This is a genomic window from Photobacterium sp. 270122K, assembly GCF_059941365.1.
In genome coordinates, this window is the sequence record NZ_JBPOEN010000004.1 from 410,128 (window position 1) to 424,975 (window position 14,848).

A 14,848-nucleotide genomic window follows, 5' to 3' on the forward strand; every position below is an offset into this window, starting at 1 on the left:
GTCCTTTTTGTTCCAGTTCTTACTGCGTTATTGTTAATGCGTCTTCTACTAACGCTTTTTGCTGTTTCAGGTGAACCGACATGTAACCTACCGCCGGTGAAGCAGAGGCGGGACGGCCTGCATATTCCAACTGCGAACCCACGGGTAACGCTGAGCGGAAGTTATGCTGACTGGAGTACCATGCCCCTTGGTTTTGTGGCTCTTCCTGACACCAAATGTAATCGGTGACATGTTGGTAGTCGGCTAACGCCGCTTCTACCTCTTCTTTCGGGAAAGGATACAGCTGCTCAATGCGCACAATCGCAACATCGGTCTGTTCGTTCTTACGGCGCTGCTCGAGCAAGTCGTAATAAACTTTGCCTGAACAGAACACCACGCGTTTTACTTGTTTCGGATCCAATGGGTCGATCTCACCAATGGCGGCCTGGAAATTACCGTTGGCCAATTCGTCCATGGAGGAGATACACAGTGGATGACGAAGCAATGATTTCGGTGACATCACCACCAGCGGGCGACGCATAGGACGTACCACCTGACGGCGGAGCATGTGATACACCTGCGCAGGTGTCGATGGGATCACAACCTGCATATTCTGCTCAGCACACAACTGCAAGTAACGCTCAAGACGGGCTGATGAGTGCTCAGGACCTTGGCCTTCGTAGCCGTGCGGTAACAGCATGGTCAAGCCACACATACGACCCCACTTCTGCTCACCGGAGCTGATGAACTGGTCGATCACAACCTGTGCCCCATTGGCAAAATCACCAAACTGCGCTTCCCATACGGTTAAACCGCTAGGCTCTGCCGTCGCATAACCGTATTCAAACGCCAATACCGCCTCTTCGGATAACACAGAGTCAAAGACCTGGAAGGTGCCCTGCTTATCATGAATGTTGGACAGTGGAATGTAGGTGCTGGCATCGCCTTGATTATGCAATACCGCATGACGGTGGAAGAACGTACCGCGACCTGAATCTTGACCGGTAATACGGATGCGATTGCCTTCATCCACCAAGGTGGCGTAGGCCAAGGTTTCCGCCATGCCCCAATCGAGCATCTTGTCACCCGCCGACATTGCAAGACGGTCATTATACAATTTCTGTACCCGGCTTTGCAGTTTGTGGCTATCAGGGAACTGACACACACGTTGCGCCAATTCTTGCAAACGCTCCATGTCGACTTTGTTCGCCCAATCCACCGTCCAGTCATGACCCAAGTAAGGGGACCAATCCACCGAATGCAGTTTCATCGGACGCCATTCTTTCACCACGCACTCTCCGCGATCAAGGGCATCACGGTATTCGTTGATCAGCGATGTCGCCGTTTCCAACTCAATGGTGCCATTGTCGGTCAGCGCATCCGCGTAAATCTTACGTGGCGTCGGGTGTTTTTTGATTTTCTGGTACATCAACGGCTGCGTCGCGTTCGGCTCATCCGCTTCGTTGTGACCATGACGGCGGTAACACACTAAATCGATCACCACATCACGTTTGAACGTATTGCGGTATTCCAATGCAATGCGCGTCACAAACGCGACCGCTTCCGGATCATCCGCGTTCACGTGCAGGATCGGGGCCTGTACCATTTTTGCAATGTCAGTACAGTACTGCGTCGAGCGGGTATCCGTCGGGTTCGAGGTGGTAAAACCAATTTGGTTGTTCACCACAATACGTACGGTTCCCCCTACACGGTAGCCACGTGACTGTGACATGTTGAATGTCTCTGCCACTACGCCCTGACCGGCAATCGCCGAGTCACCATGAATGGTAATAGGCAACACTTGCGAACCATCTCGGTCGCCCAAACGATCTTGACGGGCACGTACCGAACCCACGACCACTGGATTGACAATTTCGAGGTGAGAAGGGTTAAACGCCAACACCAAGTGAACATCACCACCCGGCGTAGCAAAGTCCGCCGAGAAACCTTGATGGTATTTCACATCGCCGGTTCCCCATGACTCACCATGCTTACCCGCAAACTCATCAAACAAGTCTTGCGGCTTTTTGCCCAAAACGTTGACCAGCATGTTCAAACGGCCACGGTGTGCCATGCCAATCACGACTTCGCGTACCCCGTTGCTACCCGCATAGCGGATCAGCTCTTTCACCATTGGGATCATGGCGTCGCCACCTTCCAAGGAGAAGCGCTTCGCCCCTGGGAACTTCGCCCCAAGATAACGCTCAAGCCCCTCGGCGGCGGTCAATTCATCAAGAAACGTCAGCTTTTCTTCTTGGCTGAAATTGCCTTGGCCCACCACAGACTCAAGGCGCTGCTGCAACCAGCGTTTCTCTTCGGTATTGGTGATGTGCATGTACTCAGCACCGATAGACCCGCAATAGGTCTTTTTCAGTGCGTCATACAACGCAGACAATTTCATGGTTTCCTGCCCAATGGCAAAGGAGCCCACATTGAAGGTTTCATTGAAATCGTCTTCGGTCAGGTTGTGAAACTCAGGGTCGAGATCTGGCACGCGTTCTTGTTGCCATAAACCTAACGGATCTAAATTTGCGTGCTGATGCCCACGGAAACGGTATGCGTTAATCAACTGCAAGACCTTAACCTGCTTGGCATCAACGTCTGGATCGCTGACGGCAGCACTTAAATAGGTTGTTTCTTTCGCGAGACGTCGGAAATAGTCACGAACACGCGAGTGAGGTTGCTCAACGGCATCTTCACGCACCACCGGCAAATCACTAAACACGTGACGCCATTCTTCGTCTACTAATTCTGGATCGCTGAGATACAACTCGTAGAGATCCTCTACGTAAGTTGCATTGGCGCCAGCCAGGTGTGAAGACTCCATCCAAGTCTTCATAACGCCGTTCTGCATTGTTTTCCCTTAACCACTAGTTATCGCCATTCTTGCCCGAATAAACACCGGACTTAAAGCAGACTCTTCGCACAATACGAACAAGCCTGCATATCGATAATGCTTTAAATTAGACTGCGCGCTTGAGTAACATCGATTTGATGTGACCGATCGCCTTTGTTGGATTTAGCCCTTTAGGACAAACATTTACACAGTTCATGATGCCATGGCAACGAAAAACACTAAATGCATCGTCCAAATCGGACAAACGCGCATCCGTTGCGGTATCGCGACTATCAATTAGCCAACGGTAGGCCGCCAACAACCCTGCGGGACCAATAAACTTATCCGGGTTCCACCAAAATGATGGGCATGATGTGGAACAACACGCACACATGATGCACTCATACAGGCCATCAAGATGCGCCCGATCTGCCGGCGACTGTAAGTTTTCACGGGCAGGCGGCATGGCACCGTCATCAATCAAAAACGGCTTCACTTTGGCGTAATTGGTGTAGAACTGCTCCATGTCGATGATCAAATCACGCACCACCGGCAAGCCCGGCAACGGGCGGATCACGATGGTTTTCTCACCGGTCAAGGCTGATAGCGGCGTGATACAGGCTAACCCATTCTTACCGTTCATATTAATACCGTCGGAGCCACATACCCCTTCACGGCAAGAGCGACGAAACGCCAGACTTGGGTCTTGCTCTTTCAGTAAGATCAAGGCATCGAGCACCATCATGTCGGAGCCTTCCGGCACCTCGAGCGTGTACCCCTTCATATGGGGCGCGTTATCAACATCAGGGTTGTAACGATAAATAGAAAAACTTAATTTCATTTTGTTGTCCTCCCCTAGTAGGTACGCGCTTTCGGCGGAAATGCATCACGATGCACCGGTGCCATGTTCACACCACGTTTGGTCATCGCTTCTGTTTCCGGGTTATAGATGGAATGGCACAACCAATTCGCATCATCACGCTCAGGGAAATCAAAGCGGGCATGGGCACCACGACTTTCTGTGCGATAGTTCGCGGCAACCGCCGTCGCAAACGCCGTTTCCATCAGGTTTTCTAGCTCAAGGCATTCGATACGCTGGGTATTAAATTCAGAGGACGTATCATCCAAACGGGCGGTTTTAAGGCGGTCGCGGATCACTTTCAGCTCTTCCAAGCCTGTCGCCATCGCCTCTCCTTCACGGAACACCGAGAAGTTATTCTGCATGCAGGTTTGCAGATCTTTACGGATCTGTACGGGGTCTTCCCCTTTCTGCGTGTTGTTCCAACGGTTCACACGCGCCAATGACGCTTCAATGTCAGACTCGGTTGCCGGACGCGCTTCGGCTTGCGCCAACAACGTTTCCCCCAGATGCAGACCCGTTGCGCGACCAAAGACCACTAAATCAAGTAGGGAGTTCCCGCCTAAACGGTTAGCACCATGTACCGAGACGGATGCAATTTCACCACAAGCAAACAGGCCTTGTACTTCTACGTCATCGCCCATCGCATTTTGTTTGATCGCCTGCCCTGACACTTGTGTCGGCACGCCACCCATCATGTAGTGACAGGTCGGGATCACTGGGATCGGCTCTTTCACCGGATCAACATGCGCGAAGGTACGGGACAATTCACAGATGCCAGGCAGACGTGATTCAAGCACGTCTTTGCCTAAGTGATCCATCTTCAACTTAAGGTGTGGCCCCCACGGACCATCACAACCGCGGCCTTCACGGATTTCTACCATCATCGAACGGGCAACCACATCACGGCCAGCCAAGTCTTTGGCATTCGGTGCGTAACGCTCCATAAAGCGCTCGCCGTCCTTATTGAGGAGATAGCCCCCTTCACCGCGACACCCTTCTGTCACCAGTACCCCGGCACCGGCAATGCCGGTTGGGTGGAACTGCCACATTTCCATGTCTTGCATCGGTACGCCCGCACGGAGCGCCATCCCCACACCGTCACCGGTATTAATATGGGCATTGGTGGTTGAGGCATAAATACGCCCCGCCCCGCCTGTCGCCAAAATCGTCGCCTTCGATTTGAAGTAACACACTTCACCGGTTTCCATGCACAGCGCAGTACAACCGAGAATGGCGCCATCTTGGTTTTTCACGAGATCCAGTGCATACCATTCTGAGAAAATGGTGGTTTTGTGTTTGATATTCTGCTGATACAAGGTGTGCAGCAAGGCGTGACCGGTTCGGTCTGCCGCCGCGGCCGTACGGGCCGCTTGCTCACCACCAAATTCTTTAGACTGACCACCAAACGGACGCTGATAGATTGAGCCGTTATCAAAGCGAGAAAAAGGCAGCCCCATTTTCTCTAGCTCAATCACTGACTTCGGTCCGTTTTTACACATGTATTCAATGGCATCCTGATCACCGATGTAATCCGACCCCTTGACGGTATCGTACATGTGCCATTGCCAGTTATCGGGATGGGAATTGCCCAATGCCACCGTGATCCCGCCTTGCGCGGAAACCGTGTGGGAACGGGTTGGGAATACTTTTGACAACAGCGCACATTTAAGGCCCTGCTCAGAAATTTGTAGTGCGGCACGCATTCCTGCGCCCCCCGCACCAATCACGACCGCATCAAACTCACGAACTGCAATGCTCATTTACGCACCCCACACAATAAAGAAACCTGACAACAGGTACACAAACAACACCGCAACGACACCAAACTGCAGGCCTGCACGCAGCGCCGCCGATTTAATGTAATCCGTGAGGACTTGCCACATGCCAATCCAGGCATGGATCAAGACAGACAAAAGCGCTAGCAGGGTAAACACCTTGGTGCTCAATTGCCCCCAGAACGCGGCCCATGTTTCGTAGGTCAGTTCCGGTCCGAATGCGAGGAAACCAACCATATAAAGGGTGTATAAAGTGAGTATGATGGCCGTTGCGCGGATCAGAATGAAATCATGAATACCGTTTCGACCAACGGTAGAGACGTTATTTACCATACCAAGCCTCCTGCAAAGAGAGACAGCACGGCCACAATGGCGAAACTGACTTTCGCACTGGCGATACCGGTTTCCATTTCTTCAAAATATCCCATGTCCATCATCAAATGACGGATTCCGACGACAATGTGATAAAAGAGCGCGGTTAGGATTCCCCACAGCACAAATTTCACAAAGAAGCTGTCGACAATGCTTTGGGCACTGGCAAAACCTTCAGGAGAGGATAAAGAGATGTTCAGCAGCCATAATAGGATGGCGACGGAAACAAACGTGATCACGCCGGAAACGCGATGGATGATTGACGCTATCGCTGTCAAAGGAAAGCGAATCGTCTGTAGGTCGAGGTTGACGGGTCTTGGCTTATTTACTTTCACGGTGATTGCCCACTCAGCTCCATTTGATGGAAGCAATTTTATAGTTATGACTCTCCGCTTCTTACTCAAGCCGCCCGCTTAACATTCGCGCAACATAGTGTTGCATATTTGTTTCTCTAAACGTAAAGACAAGCGCTTTTCTTCACGTACTCAGAGAGGGAGGAACGTCGTGTAATTGCATTAGGCATCAGCAGAATCAGAGACCTAACGCGAGTATACGCCCCGTAACATTCAAATACAAACGCCGTTACATGACCGCAAACACGCTTTTAGAAATTTATACTTTTTAATTCAAAGTTATTAACAAGCGCACAGTTGAGAGTACAAAAATTGACATTTTCAGCAGCCAGCGGTACAACAATCATACATCCGCCTTGGATTAGGATTATAAAAATACAAAGGAGATTGTTATGGCAGACAAGAAAGCGACTCTTCACATTGAAGGGGAAGCACCCGTCGAACTGCCGATTATCGGGGGCACTGAAGGGCCAGAAGTCGTTGATGTACGCCAACTTGGCGCTAACGGTTACTTTACTTTTGACCCTGGTTTTCTAGCCACTGCATCATGTGAATCTCAAATTACCTACATTGATGGTGATAAAGGTATTCTGCTTCACCGCGGCTACCCTATTGACCAACTGGCCAATAACGCTGATTACCTCGAAGTCTGTTATATCTTGCTGTACGGCGAAGTCCCTACCCGTGAGCAATATGAAACATTCCGCACAACCGTGACGCGTCACACCATGGTGCATGAGCAAATTTCCAGCTTCTTCCATGGCTTCCGCCGTGATGCTCACCCTATGGCTGTTATGTGTGGGGTGGTAGGTGCACTGGCTGCCTTCTACCACGACTCACTGGATATCAATAATGATACCCACCGTGAAATCACGGCATTCCGTCTGTTGTCAAAAATGCCAACCTTGGCGGCAATGTGTTACAAGTACTCGATCGGTCAGCCGTTCATTTTCCCAAGAAATGATCTGGATTATGCCGAGAACTTCCTGCACATGATGTTTGCAACACCATGTGAAGAGTACGAAGTGAGTCCTGTGGTTGCCCGCGCGATGGATAAGATCTTTACCCTGCATGCGGATCATGAACAAAACGCTTCTACGTCAACCGTGCGTCTTGCGGGTTCTTCGGGTGCGAATCCTTTCGCCTGTATTGCGGCAGGTATTGCTTCACTATGGGGGCCGGCACACGGTGGCGCCAATGAAGCGTGCTTGAAAATGCTGGAAGAAATCGGCAGTGTGGATGCGATCCCTGAGTTTGTTGAGCGCGCAAAAGACAAAGATGATCCTTTCCGCTTAATGGGCTTTGGTCACCGCGTGTACAAGAACTACGATCCACGTGCAACCGTGATGCGTGAAGCCTGTCATGACGTTCTGAATGAGCTGAACATTCAAGATCCATTATTGGATGTGGCGATGGAGCTTGAGCGAATTGCCCTGTCGGATGAGTACTTCATTGAGAAGAAACTGTACCCGAACGTGGACTTCTACTCTGGCATCATTTTGAAAGCGATCGGCATTCCAGTTTCTATGTTCACCGTGATCTTCGCCATGTCGCGTACCATTGGTTGGATTGCACACTGGAACGAAATGCATGCGGATCCGGCCAACCGTATCGGCCGTCCTCGTCAGCTTTACACCGGTCACTCGCAACGCGAATTTAATCCGTTACATGAACGAGAGTAATGACGTGACGTAATGATTTAGCACTTTGTGCATCATTCAATGATGTACAAAACAATTTGAGAACAATAAAAAAGGGCCTTTCGGCCCTTTTGCTTTTTTACGTGCTGCCACTCTCGACAGAATATCGAGACTGAACCCCTACACCGGATTATCAATATCAATAAAGGTCACATCAAAGCCATGTTGCTGAGCAAGATGCTCCCCCAGCGCCTTAATACCGTAACGCTCGGTGGCATGATGGCCGGCACTGAAGTAATGGATCCCCAACTCGCGCGCTGTGTGCACGGTACGCTCAGAGATCTCCCCAGAGATAAACGCATCCAAGCCTTTCTGGGTCGCCAGTTCAATGAAGTCTTGCCCGCCTCCCGTACACCACCCCACGGTTTTAATGTCAGCCGGACCATTGTCACCAATGTGCAACGGCTCACGTTGTAGTGTCATCGCAATACGCGCGGCAAAGTCTGTTCCACTCATCGGTTGCGCCAATTGGCCGTAAATCGCGACGGAATTGCTCTTACCCGGTTCTAGGCCACCCAATACTTCCAGCCCTAACAGCTGCGCCAGCATGGCGTTATTACCCAGTGTCGGGTGTACATCCAACGGCAAATGGTAGGCGTACAGGTTAATGCCATTTTCAATCAATGCCTTAATACGGCGAAACTTCATGCCGCGAATTTCGGCGGGCTCTCCTTTCCAGAAAAAACCGTGATGGACTAAAAGCGCATCGGCTTTTTCTTCAATCGCACGTTCGATCAATGCTTGGCACGCGGTCACACCGGTGATGATTTTTTTAACTTCGGGTTTGCCTTCCACTTGCAAGCCGTTCGGGCAGTAATCGTTGATCAAATGCGGACTCAGAATGTCATTGAGCACCGATTCCAATTGCATATTATTCATGTCTTTTTCCTTCTCGCGGGATCCCTTCATTCTAACGTGAAACCCACAGGATAAAAGCCACAAAACAGTGGGTTTTCATTGAAGATCACCCCGCATTTTGGCCGATGCGACGCTGCACGCATACCGCGCAGCCTGTTACAATGCATCATCACCACCTAATCTAGACGCATGACCGGAGCGAAAATCGGAATGGATAACATGGATGACAAATCAGGTGACATCGTGATTCAGATACCTTCACACATGGCATTGCCGCCTTGTCTGCAAGCATACTTTGAGGCGGTATTAAACTTCCCCCCCTTGCTGGCAGGCTCCTCTCTGATTGCCGATCAAGCGTGGTTGGATGCCTTTCGTCAACGTGCTGTCTTACCACACGGTCTGCGCTATGACGGCAACACGCGATTGGGTTTTTTCTATCAATGGTTATGGGCGCAATTGATCCACCATCATCCTGACTATGATTTGGTCGCCGAAGAGATCCAGTTACATGTTGAGGGCAAAACCCTTGGTGCCATTGATTTTCTGGTCGCAAACCGCCGAAGCGGCGAGTTAGAACACTGGGAAGTGGCGATCAAGTTTTATCTGGCGTGGGAGAAAAATTGGCCGGGCCCCAATGCAAAAGACAACTTGGAAAAAAAAGCCCACCGTATGCAGAGTCATCAGTTGCTGTTGTCAGAGACACCGGCTTATCACCAACAATGCGCTCCTCGCTTTGGTCAGCCGACGGTGAAACGCTTGATCATGCAAGGTCGCCTGTTTACGCCCGCTTATCGTAACGACACGGGCTCGAGCCTATCCATTAATCCGTCGGCATCATTCGGGCAATGGTGTTATGCCAACGAATGTGAGGGATTGGCTCTGCGTGCTATCACCAAAATAGACTGGATTGCCCCGCCACGTTACGCCTTTTTGTCACCCACCCCGTCGCTTTCTACTGTGACGCACCCGATCATGGCCGTCGCACCGAATGAACAGTTATGGTTTGTGATGCCTATGCACTGGCCGCAGGGACACGCCTAGGCATAAATGGCAGGCATAAAAAAACGCCCGCATAAGCGGGCGTTTTCAATGAGCATGTGGTGACTGAAACAAGGCTTATAGGCCTGCGTCAGCAAATACCTTACTCACGATTTCCTGTGCTTCTTGTTCGATCAACGCAAGGTGATCTTTACCTTTGAAGCTTTCACAGTAAATCTTGTAGATATCTTCCGTGCCTGATGGACGTGCCGCAAACCAACCGTTCGCTGTCGTCACTTTCAAGCCACCGATTGCCGCGCCGTTACCCGGTGCATGCGTCAAACGTGCCGTGATCGGATCGCCAGCCAGCGTTTCTGCCGCCACCATTTCTGGAGATAGCTTGCTCAGGATCGCTTTTTGCTCACCGTTTGCCACCGCTTGTAGGCGGTTGTACTCAGACGCACCGTGTTTCGCGGCCAACTCGTCATAGTACTGCTGCGGGTTTTTGCCTGTCACCGCCGTGATTTCAGCCGCTAGCAAGCAAAGTAGGATGCCGTCTTTGTCGGTAGACCACGGTGTGCCATCCATGCGAAGGAACGATGCCCCTGCACTTTCTTCACCACCAAAGCCCAGCTCACCGCTGTATAGACCATCAACGAACCACTTAAAGCCAACAGGCACTTCGCACAGCTCACGACCCAAATCAGCCACAACGCGGTCAATCAGGGCGCTGGATACCAAGGTTTTACCCACGGCAACCTGCTGGCTCCACTCTGGACGGTGACGGTAAAGGTAATCAATACAAACCGCCAAGTAGTGGTTCGGATTCATCAGACCCGCCGGGGTCACGATGCCGTGACGATCGTAATCCGGATCGTTACCGAACGCTAAGTCGTAGTTGTCTTTGTGTGCTAACAGACCCGCCATCGCATAAGGCGATGAACAGTCCATACGTACCACACCGTCTTTGTCTAGCGACATAAAACGGAATGACGGATCAATCGATTCATCCACCAGCGTAAGATCAAGACCGTAATGCGCAGCAATCTGACGCCAGTACTCGATACCAGAACCACCCAGTGGATCAACACCGATCTTCAAGTTAGCTTGCTGGATAGCCGCCATGTCGATCACGTTAACCAGGTCGTCCACATACGGGGCCACCAATTCACGCTCTTCAACAAAATCACTCGCTAAAGCGTCAGCAATAGAAACACGCTTCACATCCACCAGACCGGCTGCGATGATCGCATTGGCACGGCTCTCGATCGCTGTCGTCAGCGCACCTTCTGCCGGGCCACCGTGAACAGGGTTGTACTTAATACCGCCGTCCTGTGGTGGATTGTGTGATGGCGTGATCACGATGCCATCGGCTTTCGCTTCATTGGCAATGTTATGGCACAAAATGGCATGGGAGATCCCTGGGGTTGGTGTGTAACCACGGCCCGTTTGGATCACCACGTGTACACCATTGGCCACGAGCACTTCTAGCGTAGAAGTGAACGCAGGCTCTGACAACGCGTGTGTATCTTTACCCAAGAAAAGTGGCCCAGTGACACCATTGGCTGCACGCACTTCGGCAACAGCTTGAGCAATCGCCCAAATATGATGCTGGTTAAACGTCCCTTTATCCGCCGTACCACGGTGACCCGAGGTACCAAACGCCACTTGTTGCTGGAGATCTTCCGCGTTAGGTTCAATTAGAAAGTAATTAGCCACTAACGCGGGAATATTATACATATCTTCTTGCTGAGCACGCTGCCCCGCACGAGGATGAATCGCCATTAACCTGTCCTTGTATGAAGTTAGGCAAAACGCCTATTTAGATTTCACCGCAAACTTTTTCAATGATGTCTGAACCGAAGTGCATCTTAACCATCAATTGTTCGATCATCTGACGTTTACGATCTGTATTCGTATTGGTAATGACCCAAAACGGGGTTTCAGGAATTGACTTCGGCTTTGTCGTTTTACCACTGGCTAACAACGTTTCTGCACTGTCGGCAAAATAAACGCGTGTACGCCCTTTGATGGCAGCCGCTTCTGTAAAGCCTTGCGGATCGATACGATAAAGCGAGGACAACACCAACATAAAGCGACCAATCGCTTTTTCTTGTGCGGCAAATTCATCAGAGATCAGCAGTGAACGCATTTCTTTCACGCGATCGGTATGAACAACATTACCCGCATCTTTGCTAACCACGATCCCTTTAGGACGCACAGGCATGATAATGTCATGCGGTAACGTTTCTAATGTTTGATCTGGCATCATCAACAAGCGACGCAAAATATCAGATGCGCTCTCGCCGATGTGTTGGGTTTGGCTAGCGATATAACGATATAGCTCTTCGTCTACCTCAATAGTCTTCATCGTAGTGTTCATTATCGTTCCGTTTAAAAATCACGGTGAGATTATAACGTGATCCGAAGGTATACTCTACGATAAAGCGTTAACAACAAGAGAAAATAGTCAGTGAATCTTCATTACCACGTCGAGGGAGAAGGCGATGCGATCGTGCTGATCCATGGCCTATTTGGCAGCGCCGACAATCTGGGGTTGCTCGCCAGATCGTTGAAAGATAACTACAAAGTGATCAGTGTCGATCTGCGTAATCACGGTCGATCCCCGCACAGCGAGACCTTTTCCTATCAAGCGATGGCACAGGATGTGTTGCAAGTGATTGATCATCTTGATCTGCCTCGCTTCTCGCTAATTGGTCATTCTATGGGCGGTAAAGTCGCCATGGCCCTCACCGCCCTCGCCGCACCGCGTATCCGTCATCTGTTAGTGCTGGATATCGCCCCTGTTGCTTATCACGAACACCGCCATGAAAATGTGTTTGCAGGGCTGCAAGCGGTCAACCAACACAGTGTCAGTAAACGCAGTGAGGCCGACCAGTACCTTGCCCTGCACGTGATGGATCCGGGTGTGCGCCAGTTTCTGCTCAAGTCATTCGCCAAAACGCCGGAAGGCCATTATGCTTGGCGATTCAATGTTGATGGCTTGATTGCCAACTACGCCACCATCATGGGTTGGCCTGAGATCCCCGCTTTTCATGGCAACACGTTGTTCATGAAAGGGCAGCTTTCCGATTACCTGCTTCCGGCACACCGCGAGGCCATTCAACGCCAGTTTCCTACCGCCAAAGCGCACCAAGTGGCGAATACAGGACATTGGCTGCACGCAGAAAAGCCTGAGACGGTCAATCGTATCATTTTGAACTTCTTACAGACGGCTTAACGTTAACAGGCTGGTATTGTCTGTGCTATAGTCGCGGCTAGCTCAGTGTTAACACAGGCCGTAGGGAGACGCACATGTTGTACGAGCATATGGACTTGCTGGAATCCATCGGATTGGATTTATTGTTTGCCGCTATTTTTTTCTTTATCGGTATGGCCATCCGTGATGTCCTCAAGCAAGGCAATGTCCCTCCTTTTGGTCGTAAGATTGTCTGGCTCGTGCTCTTTCTTGGCTGTGCGGGCTTTATTACCAAAGGGGTGATCCAGATAAGCTGGGAAGGTGCTGGCCTCGGTTAATGGGTTTAATGGTTTCATCTGAAACCAACAGCTCCTCTGTTAACACTGAAACCTATTTTTTCTTATGTTCATTACGCGTATGCGCATAAGATGCTTGGGCTTGCTCCAAGCGAGACATTCTGTCTATCGTTAACACTTACGTTAACGGTCAACAATTAATACGGGTAATTTCTACTATGGCGAGTGTAGGACTCTTCTTTGGTAGCGACACAGGTAACACTGAAGCAGTCGCTAAAATGATCCAGAAACAACTGGGCGACAAGCTCGTTGAAGTTAAAGATATTGCAAAAAGCAGCAAAGAAGATATCGATAACTTTGACCTATTGCTACTGGGTATCCCTACTTGGTATTACGGTGAAGCACAGTGTGACTGGGATGATTTCTTCCCTGAACTGGAAAATGTCGACTTCTCTACCAAGCTAGTGGCTATCTTCGGTTGTGGCGATCAGGAAGACTACGCAGAATACTTCTGTGATGCGATGGGCACCGTACGTGATATCGTTGAAGGTCGTGGTGCGACTATCGTCGGTCACTTCTCAACAGAAGGTTTTGAGTTTGAAGCGTCAAAAGCCTTGGTTGATGACAACCACTTCATTGGCCTATGTATCGATGAAGATCGCCAGCCAGAACTCACTGCAGCGCGCGTTGAAAAGTGGGTAAACCAGATTTACGACGAAATGTGTCTGGCTGAACTGGCTGACTAAGCACACAGTATATTGCACGCCAGGCCTCATGCCTGGCGTTTTTTTCACCCTTATGCGAAGTGAGTACGATTAGCATTTTTATTCCACCTTTGTAACGTTCATCGCATTGCAACACACCAAAGCGCTTACCGCTCTCTCTCGGCACCGTCATAAAAAACAGACATAAACAGGGAAATTTCCAGCCCACCTCTCACTCTTGCGCATTACAATCTTCAATTTCACCGCATTCTGGCTAAAAATAGTAACGGTATGCAGGCAGCCATCTTCGCCAAGCTTACGCATACATATTTACAACACTTGCATAACAAAAAGAAAAGTTAGATATCAGCAAGATTGACCTGTTTTATGGTTTATTGTTACCTTGTCGTCACTTATAATGTGGAAAGAAGAGAAAGACTACCGCATCATGTGGGTGCGGCTAGCCAATAGGAAACTCGAATGTCAGATAATAATCACGCACTCAAACAAGCAGGCCTAAAGGTGACGCTTCCACGCCTTAAAATTCTGGAAGTGCTCCAGCAACCAGACTGCCAACACATCAGTGCTGAAGATCTTTACAAGAAGCTCATTGATATCGGTGAAGAAATTGGCTTGGCGACAGTATATCGTGTACTTAACCAATTTGATGATGCAGGTATTGTTACCCGTCACCACTTTGAAGGGGGCAAATCAGTTTTTGAACTGGCTACCCAACACCACCACGACCACCTTGTGTGTCTTGATTGTGGCAAAGTGATTGAGTTTTCAGATGACGTCATTGAAAAGCGTCAAAAAGAAATTGCCGCTAGCTTCAATGTTCGCTTGACCAACCATAGCTTGTACCTTTACGGGCATTGTATGGAAGGCAACTGCAGCGAAGACGAAAGCCTGCACGACCGCAAATAATCCGCCTTC

Annotated in this window: 14 protein-coding genes; 6 read left to right on the plus strand and 8 right to left on the minus strand. The window is 50.1% G+C overall.

The annotated features are described in order from the left end of the window. Positions 1-19: 19 nt before the first annotated feature. From sucA to sdhC, 5 genes are all read right to left on the minus strand, one after another. Positions 20-2,833 (minus strand): 2-oxoglutarate dehydrogenase E1 component, encoded by a 2,814-nt coding sequence (gene sucA, locus ACSF8W_RS10275; protein WP_500847237.1) that lies wholly within the window; start codon positions 2,831-2,833, stop codon positions 20-22. Between the two features lie 109 nt (positions 2,834-2,942). Further along, positions 2,943-3,656 (minus strand): succinate dehydrogenase iron-sulfur subunit, encoded by a 714-nt coding sequence (locus ACSF8W_RS10280; RefSeq protein WP_500847238.1) that lies wholly within the window; start codon positions 3,654-3,656, stop codon positions 2,943-2,945. Between the two features lie 14 nt (positions 3,657-3,670). Then, on the minus strand, positions 3,671-5,437 hold the full coding sequence (gene sdhA / locus ACSF8W_RS10285) for a succinate dehydrogenase flavoprotein subunit (protein ID WP_500847239.1): 1,767 nt from the start codon (positions 5,435-5,437) through the stop codon (positions 3,671-3,673). Continuing rightward, positions 5,438-5,785, minus strand: a complete 348-nt coding sequence (gene sdhD / locus ACSF8W_RS10290) for a succinate dehydrogenase, hydrophobic membrane anchor protein (protein WP_500847240.1) — start codon at positions 5,783-5,785, stop codon at positions 5,438-5,440. Then, positions 5,779-6,159: a succinate dehydrogenase cytochrome b556 subunit gene (sdhC, locus tag ACSF8W_RS10295; RefSeq protein ID WP_500847241.1), complete on the minus strand. Its 381-nt coding sequence runs from the start codon at positions 6,157-6,159 to the stop codon at positions 5,779-5,781. Before sdhC ends, sdhD begins: the two co-directional genes overlap by 7 nt. A 410-nt stretch (positions 6,160-6,569) precedes the next feature. Between sdhC and ACSF8W_RS10300 the strand changes: the two genes are divergently transcribed. Next, positions 6,570-7,859, plus strand: a complete 1,290-nt coding sequence (locus ACSF8W_RS10300; RefSeq protein WP_500847242.1) for a citrate synthase — start codon at positions 6,570-6,572, stop codon at positions 7,857-7,859. Positions 7,860-7,997: 138 nt separating this feature from the next. Here ACSF8W_RS10300 and ACSF8W_RS10305 read toward each other — a convergent pair whose 3' ends face one another. Further along, positions 7,998-8,756: a Nif3-like dinuclear metal center hexameric protein gene (locus ACSF8W_RS10305; RefSeq protein ID WP_500847243.1), complete on the minus strand. Its 759-nt coding sequence runs from the start codon at positions 8,754-8,756 to the stop codon at positions 7,998-8,000. A 198-nt stretch (positions 8,757-8,954) separates the two neighbouring features. On the opposite strand from ACSF8W_RS10305, the gene ACSF8W_RS10310 reads away from it, so the two are divergent. Continuing rightward, the gene (locus tag ACSF8W_RS10310; protein ID WP_500847244.1) at positions 8,955-9,776 is read left to right on the plus strand and encodes a DUF1853 family protein; all 822 of its coding nucleotides are present in this window, start codon (positions 8,955-8,957) and stop codon (positions 9,774-9,776) included. 75 nt (positions 9,777-9,851) lie between these two features. Here ACSF8W_RS10310 and pgm read toward each other — a convergent pair whose 3' ends face one another. Both pgm and seqA read right to left on the minus strand, forming a co-directional pair. After that, a complete protein-coding gene (gene pgm / locus ACSF8W_RS10315; protein ID WP_500847245.1) occupies positions 9,852-11,498 on the minus strand; it encodes a phosphoglucomutase (alpha-D-glucose-1,6-bisphosphate-dependent) in 1,647 nt (548 codons plus the stop codon). Between the two features lie 37 nt (positions 11,499-11,535). After that, positions 11,536-12,084 carry a replication initiation negative regulator SeqA gene (gene seqA / locus ACSF8W_RS10320; RefSeq protein WP_500847306.1) on the minus strand — a complete coding sequence of 183 codons (549 nt, stop codon included), beginning with the start codon at positions 12,082-12,084 and terminating at the stop codon, positions 11,536-11,538. A 102-nt stretch (positions 12,085-12,186) separates the two neighbouring features. On the opposite strand from seqA, the gene ACSF8W_RS10325 reads away from it, so the two are divergent. From ACSF8W_RS10325 to fur, 4 genes are all read left to right on the plus strand, one after another. Continuing rightward, positions 12,187-12,954: an alpha/beta fold hydrolase gene (locus tag ACSF8W_RS10325; protein WP_500847246.1), complete on the plus strand. Its 768-nt coding sequence runs from the start codon at positions 12,187-12,189 to the stop codon at positions 12,952-12,954. A gap of 74 nt (positions 12,955-13,028) precedes the next feature. After that, positions 13,029-13,250 carry a DUF2788 domain-containing protein gene (locus ACSF8W_RS10330; RefSeq protein WP_428478275.1) on the plus strand — a complete coding sequence of 74 codons (222 nt, stop codon included), beginning with the start codon at positions 13,029-13,031 and terminating at the stop codon, positions 13,248-13,250. Positions 13,251-13,426: 176 nt separating this feature from the next. Next, positions 13,427-13,954: a flavodoxin FldA gene (fldA, locus tag ACSF8W_RS10335; protein ID WP_500847247.1), complete on the plus strand. Its 528-nt coding sequence runs from the start codon at positions 13,427-13,429 to the stop codon at positions 13,952-13,954. A 438-nt stretch (positions 13,955-14,392) separates the two neighbouring features. Next, on the plus strand, positions 14,393-14,839 hold the full coding sequence (fur, locus tag ACSF8W_RS10340) for a ferric iron uptake transcriptional regulator (protein ID WP_500847248.1): 447 nt from the start codon (positions 14,393-14,395) through the stop codon (positions 14,837-14,839). The last annotated feature ends 9 nt before the right edge of the window (positions 14,840-14,848 follow it).

Bases quoted from the DNA above. Each gene is read 5' to 3' on its own strand.
- sdhA (WP_500847239.1), bottom strand. From the start codon at position 5,437: ATGAGCATTGCAGTTCGTGAGTTTGATGCGGTCGTGATTGGTGCGGGG.
- seqA (WP_500847306.1), bottom strand. From the start codon at position 12,084: ATGAAGACTATTGAGGTAGACGAAGAGCTATATCGTTATATCGCTAGC.
- pgm (WP_500847245.1), bottom strand. From the start codon at position 11,498: ATGGCGATTCATCCTCGTGCGGGGCAGCGTGCTCAGCAAGAAGATATG.
- fldA (WP_500847247.1), top strand. From the start codon at position 13,427: ATGGCGAGTGTAGGACTCTTCTTTGGTAGCGACACAGGTAACACTGAA.
- ACSF8W_RS10310 (WP_500847244.1), top strand. From the start codon at position 8,955: ATGGATGACAAATCAGGTGACATCGTGATTCAGATACCTTCACACATG.
- ACSF8W_RS10300 (WP_500847242.1), top strand. From the start codon at position 6,570: ATGGCAGACAAGAAAGCGACTCTTCACATTGAAGGGGAAGCACCCGTC.
- fur (WP_500847248.1), top strand. From the start codon at position 14,393: ATGTCAGATAATAATCACGCACTCAAACAAGCAGGCCTAAAGGTGACG.
- ACSF8W_RS10330 (WP_428478275.1), top strand. From the start codon at position 13,029: ATGTTGTACGAGCATATGGACTTGCTGGAATCCATCGGATTGGATTTA.
- sucA (WP_500847237.1), bottom strand. From the start codon at position 2,833: ATGCAGAACGGCGTTATGAAGACTTGGATGGAGTCTTCACACCTGGCT.
- ACSF8W_RS10280 (WP_500847238.1), bottom strand. From the start codon at position 3,656: ATGAAATTAAGTTTTTCTATTTATCGTTACAACCCTGATGTTGATAAC.
- ACSF8W_RS10305 (WP_500847243.1), bottom strand. From the start codon at position 8,756: ATGAATAATATGCAATTGGAATCGGTGCTCAATGACATTCTGAGTCCG.
- sdhD (WP_500847240.1), bottom strand. From the start codon at position 5,785: ATGGTAAATAACGTCTCTACCGTTGGTCGAAACGGTATTCATGATTTC.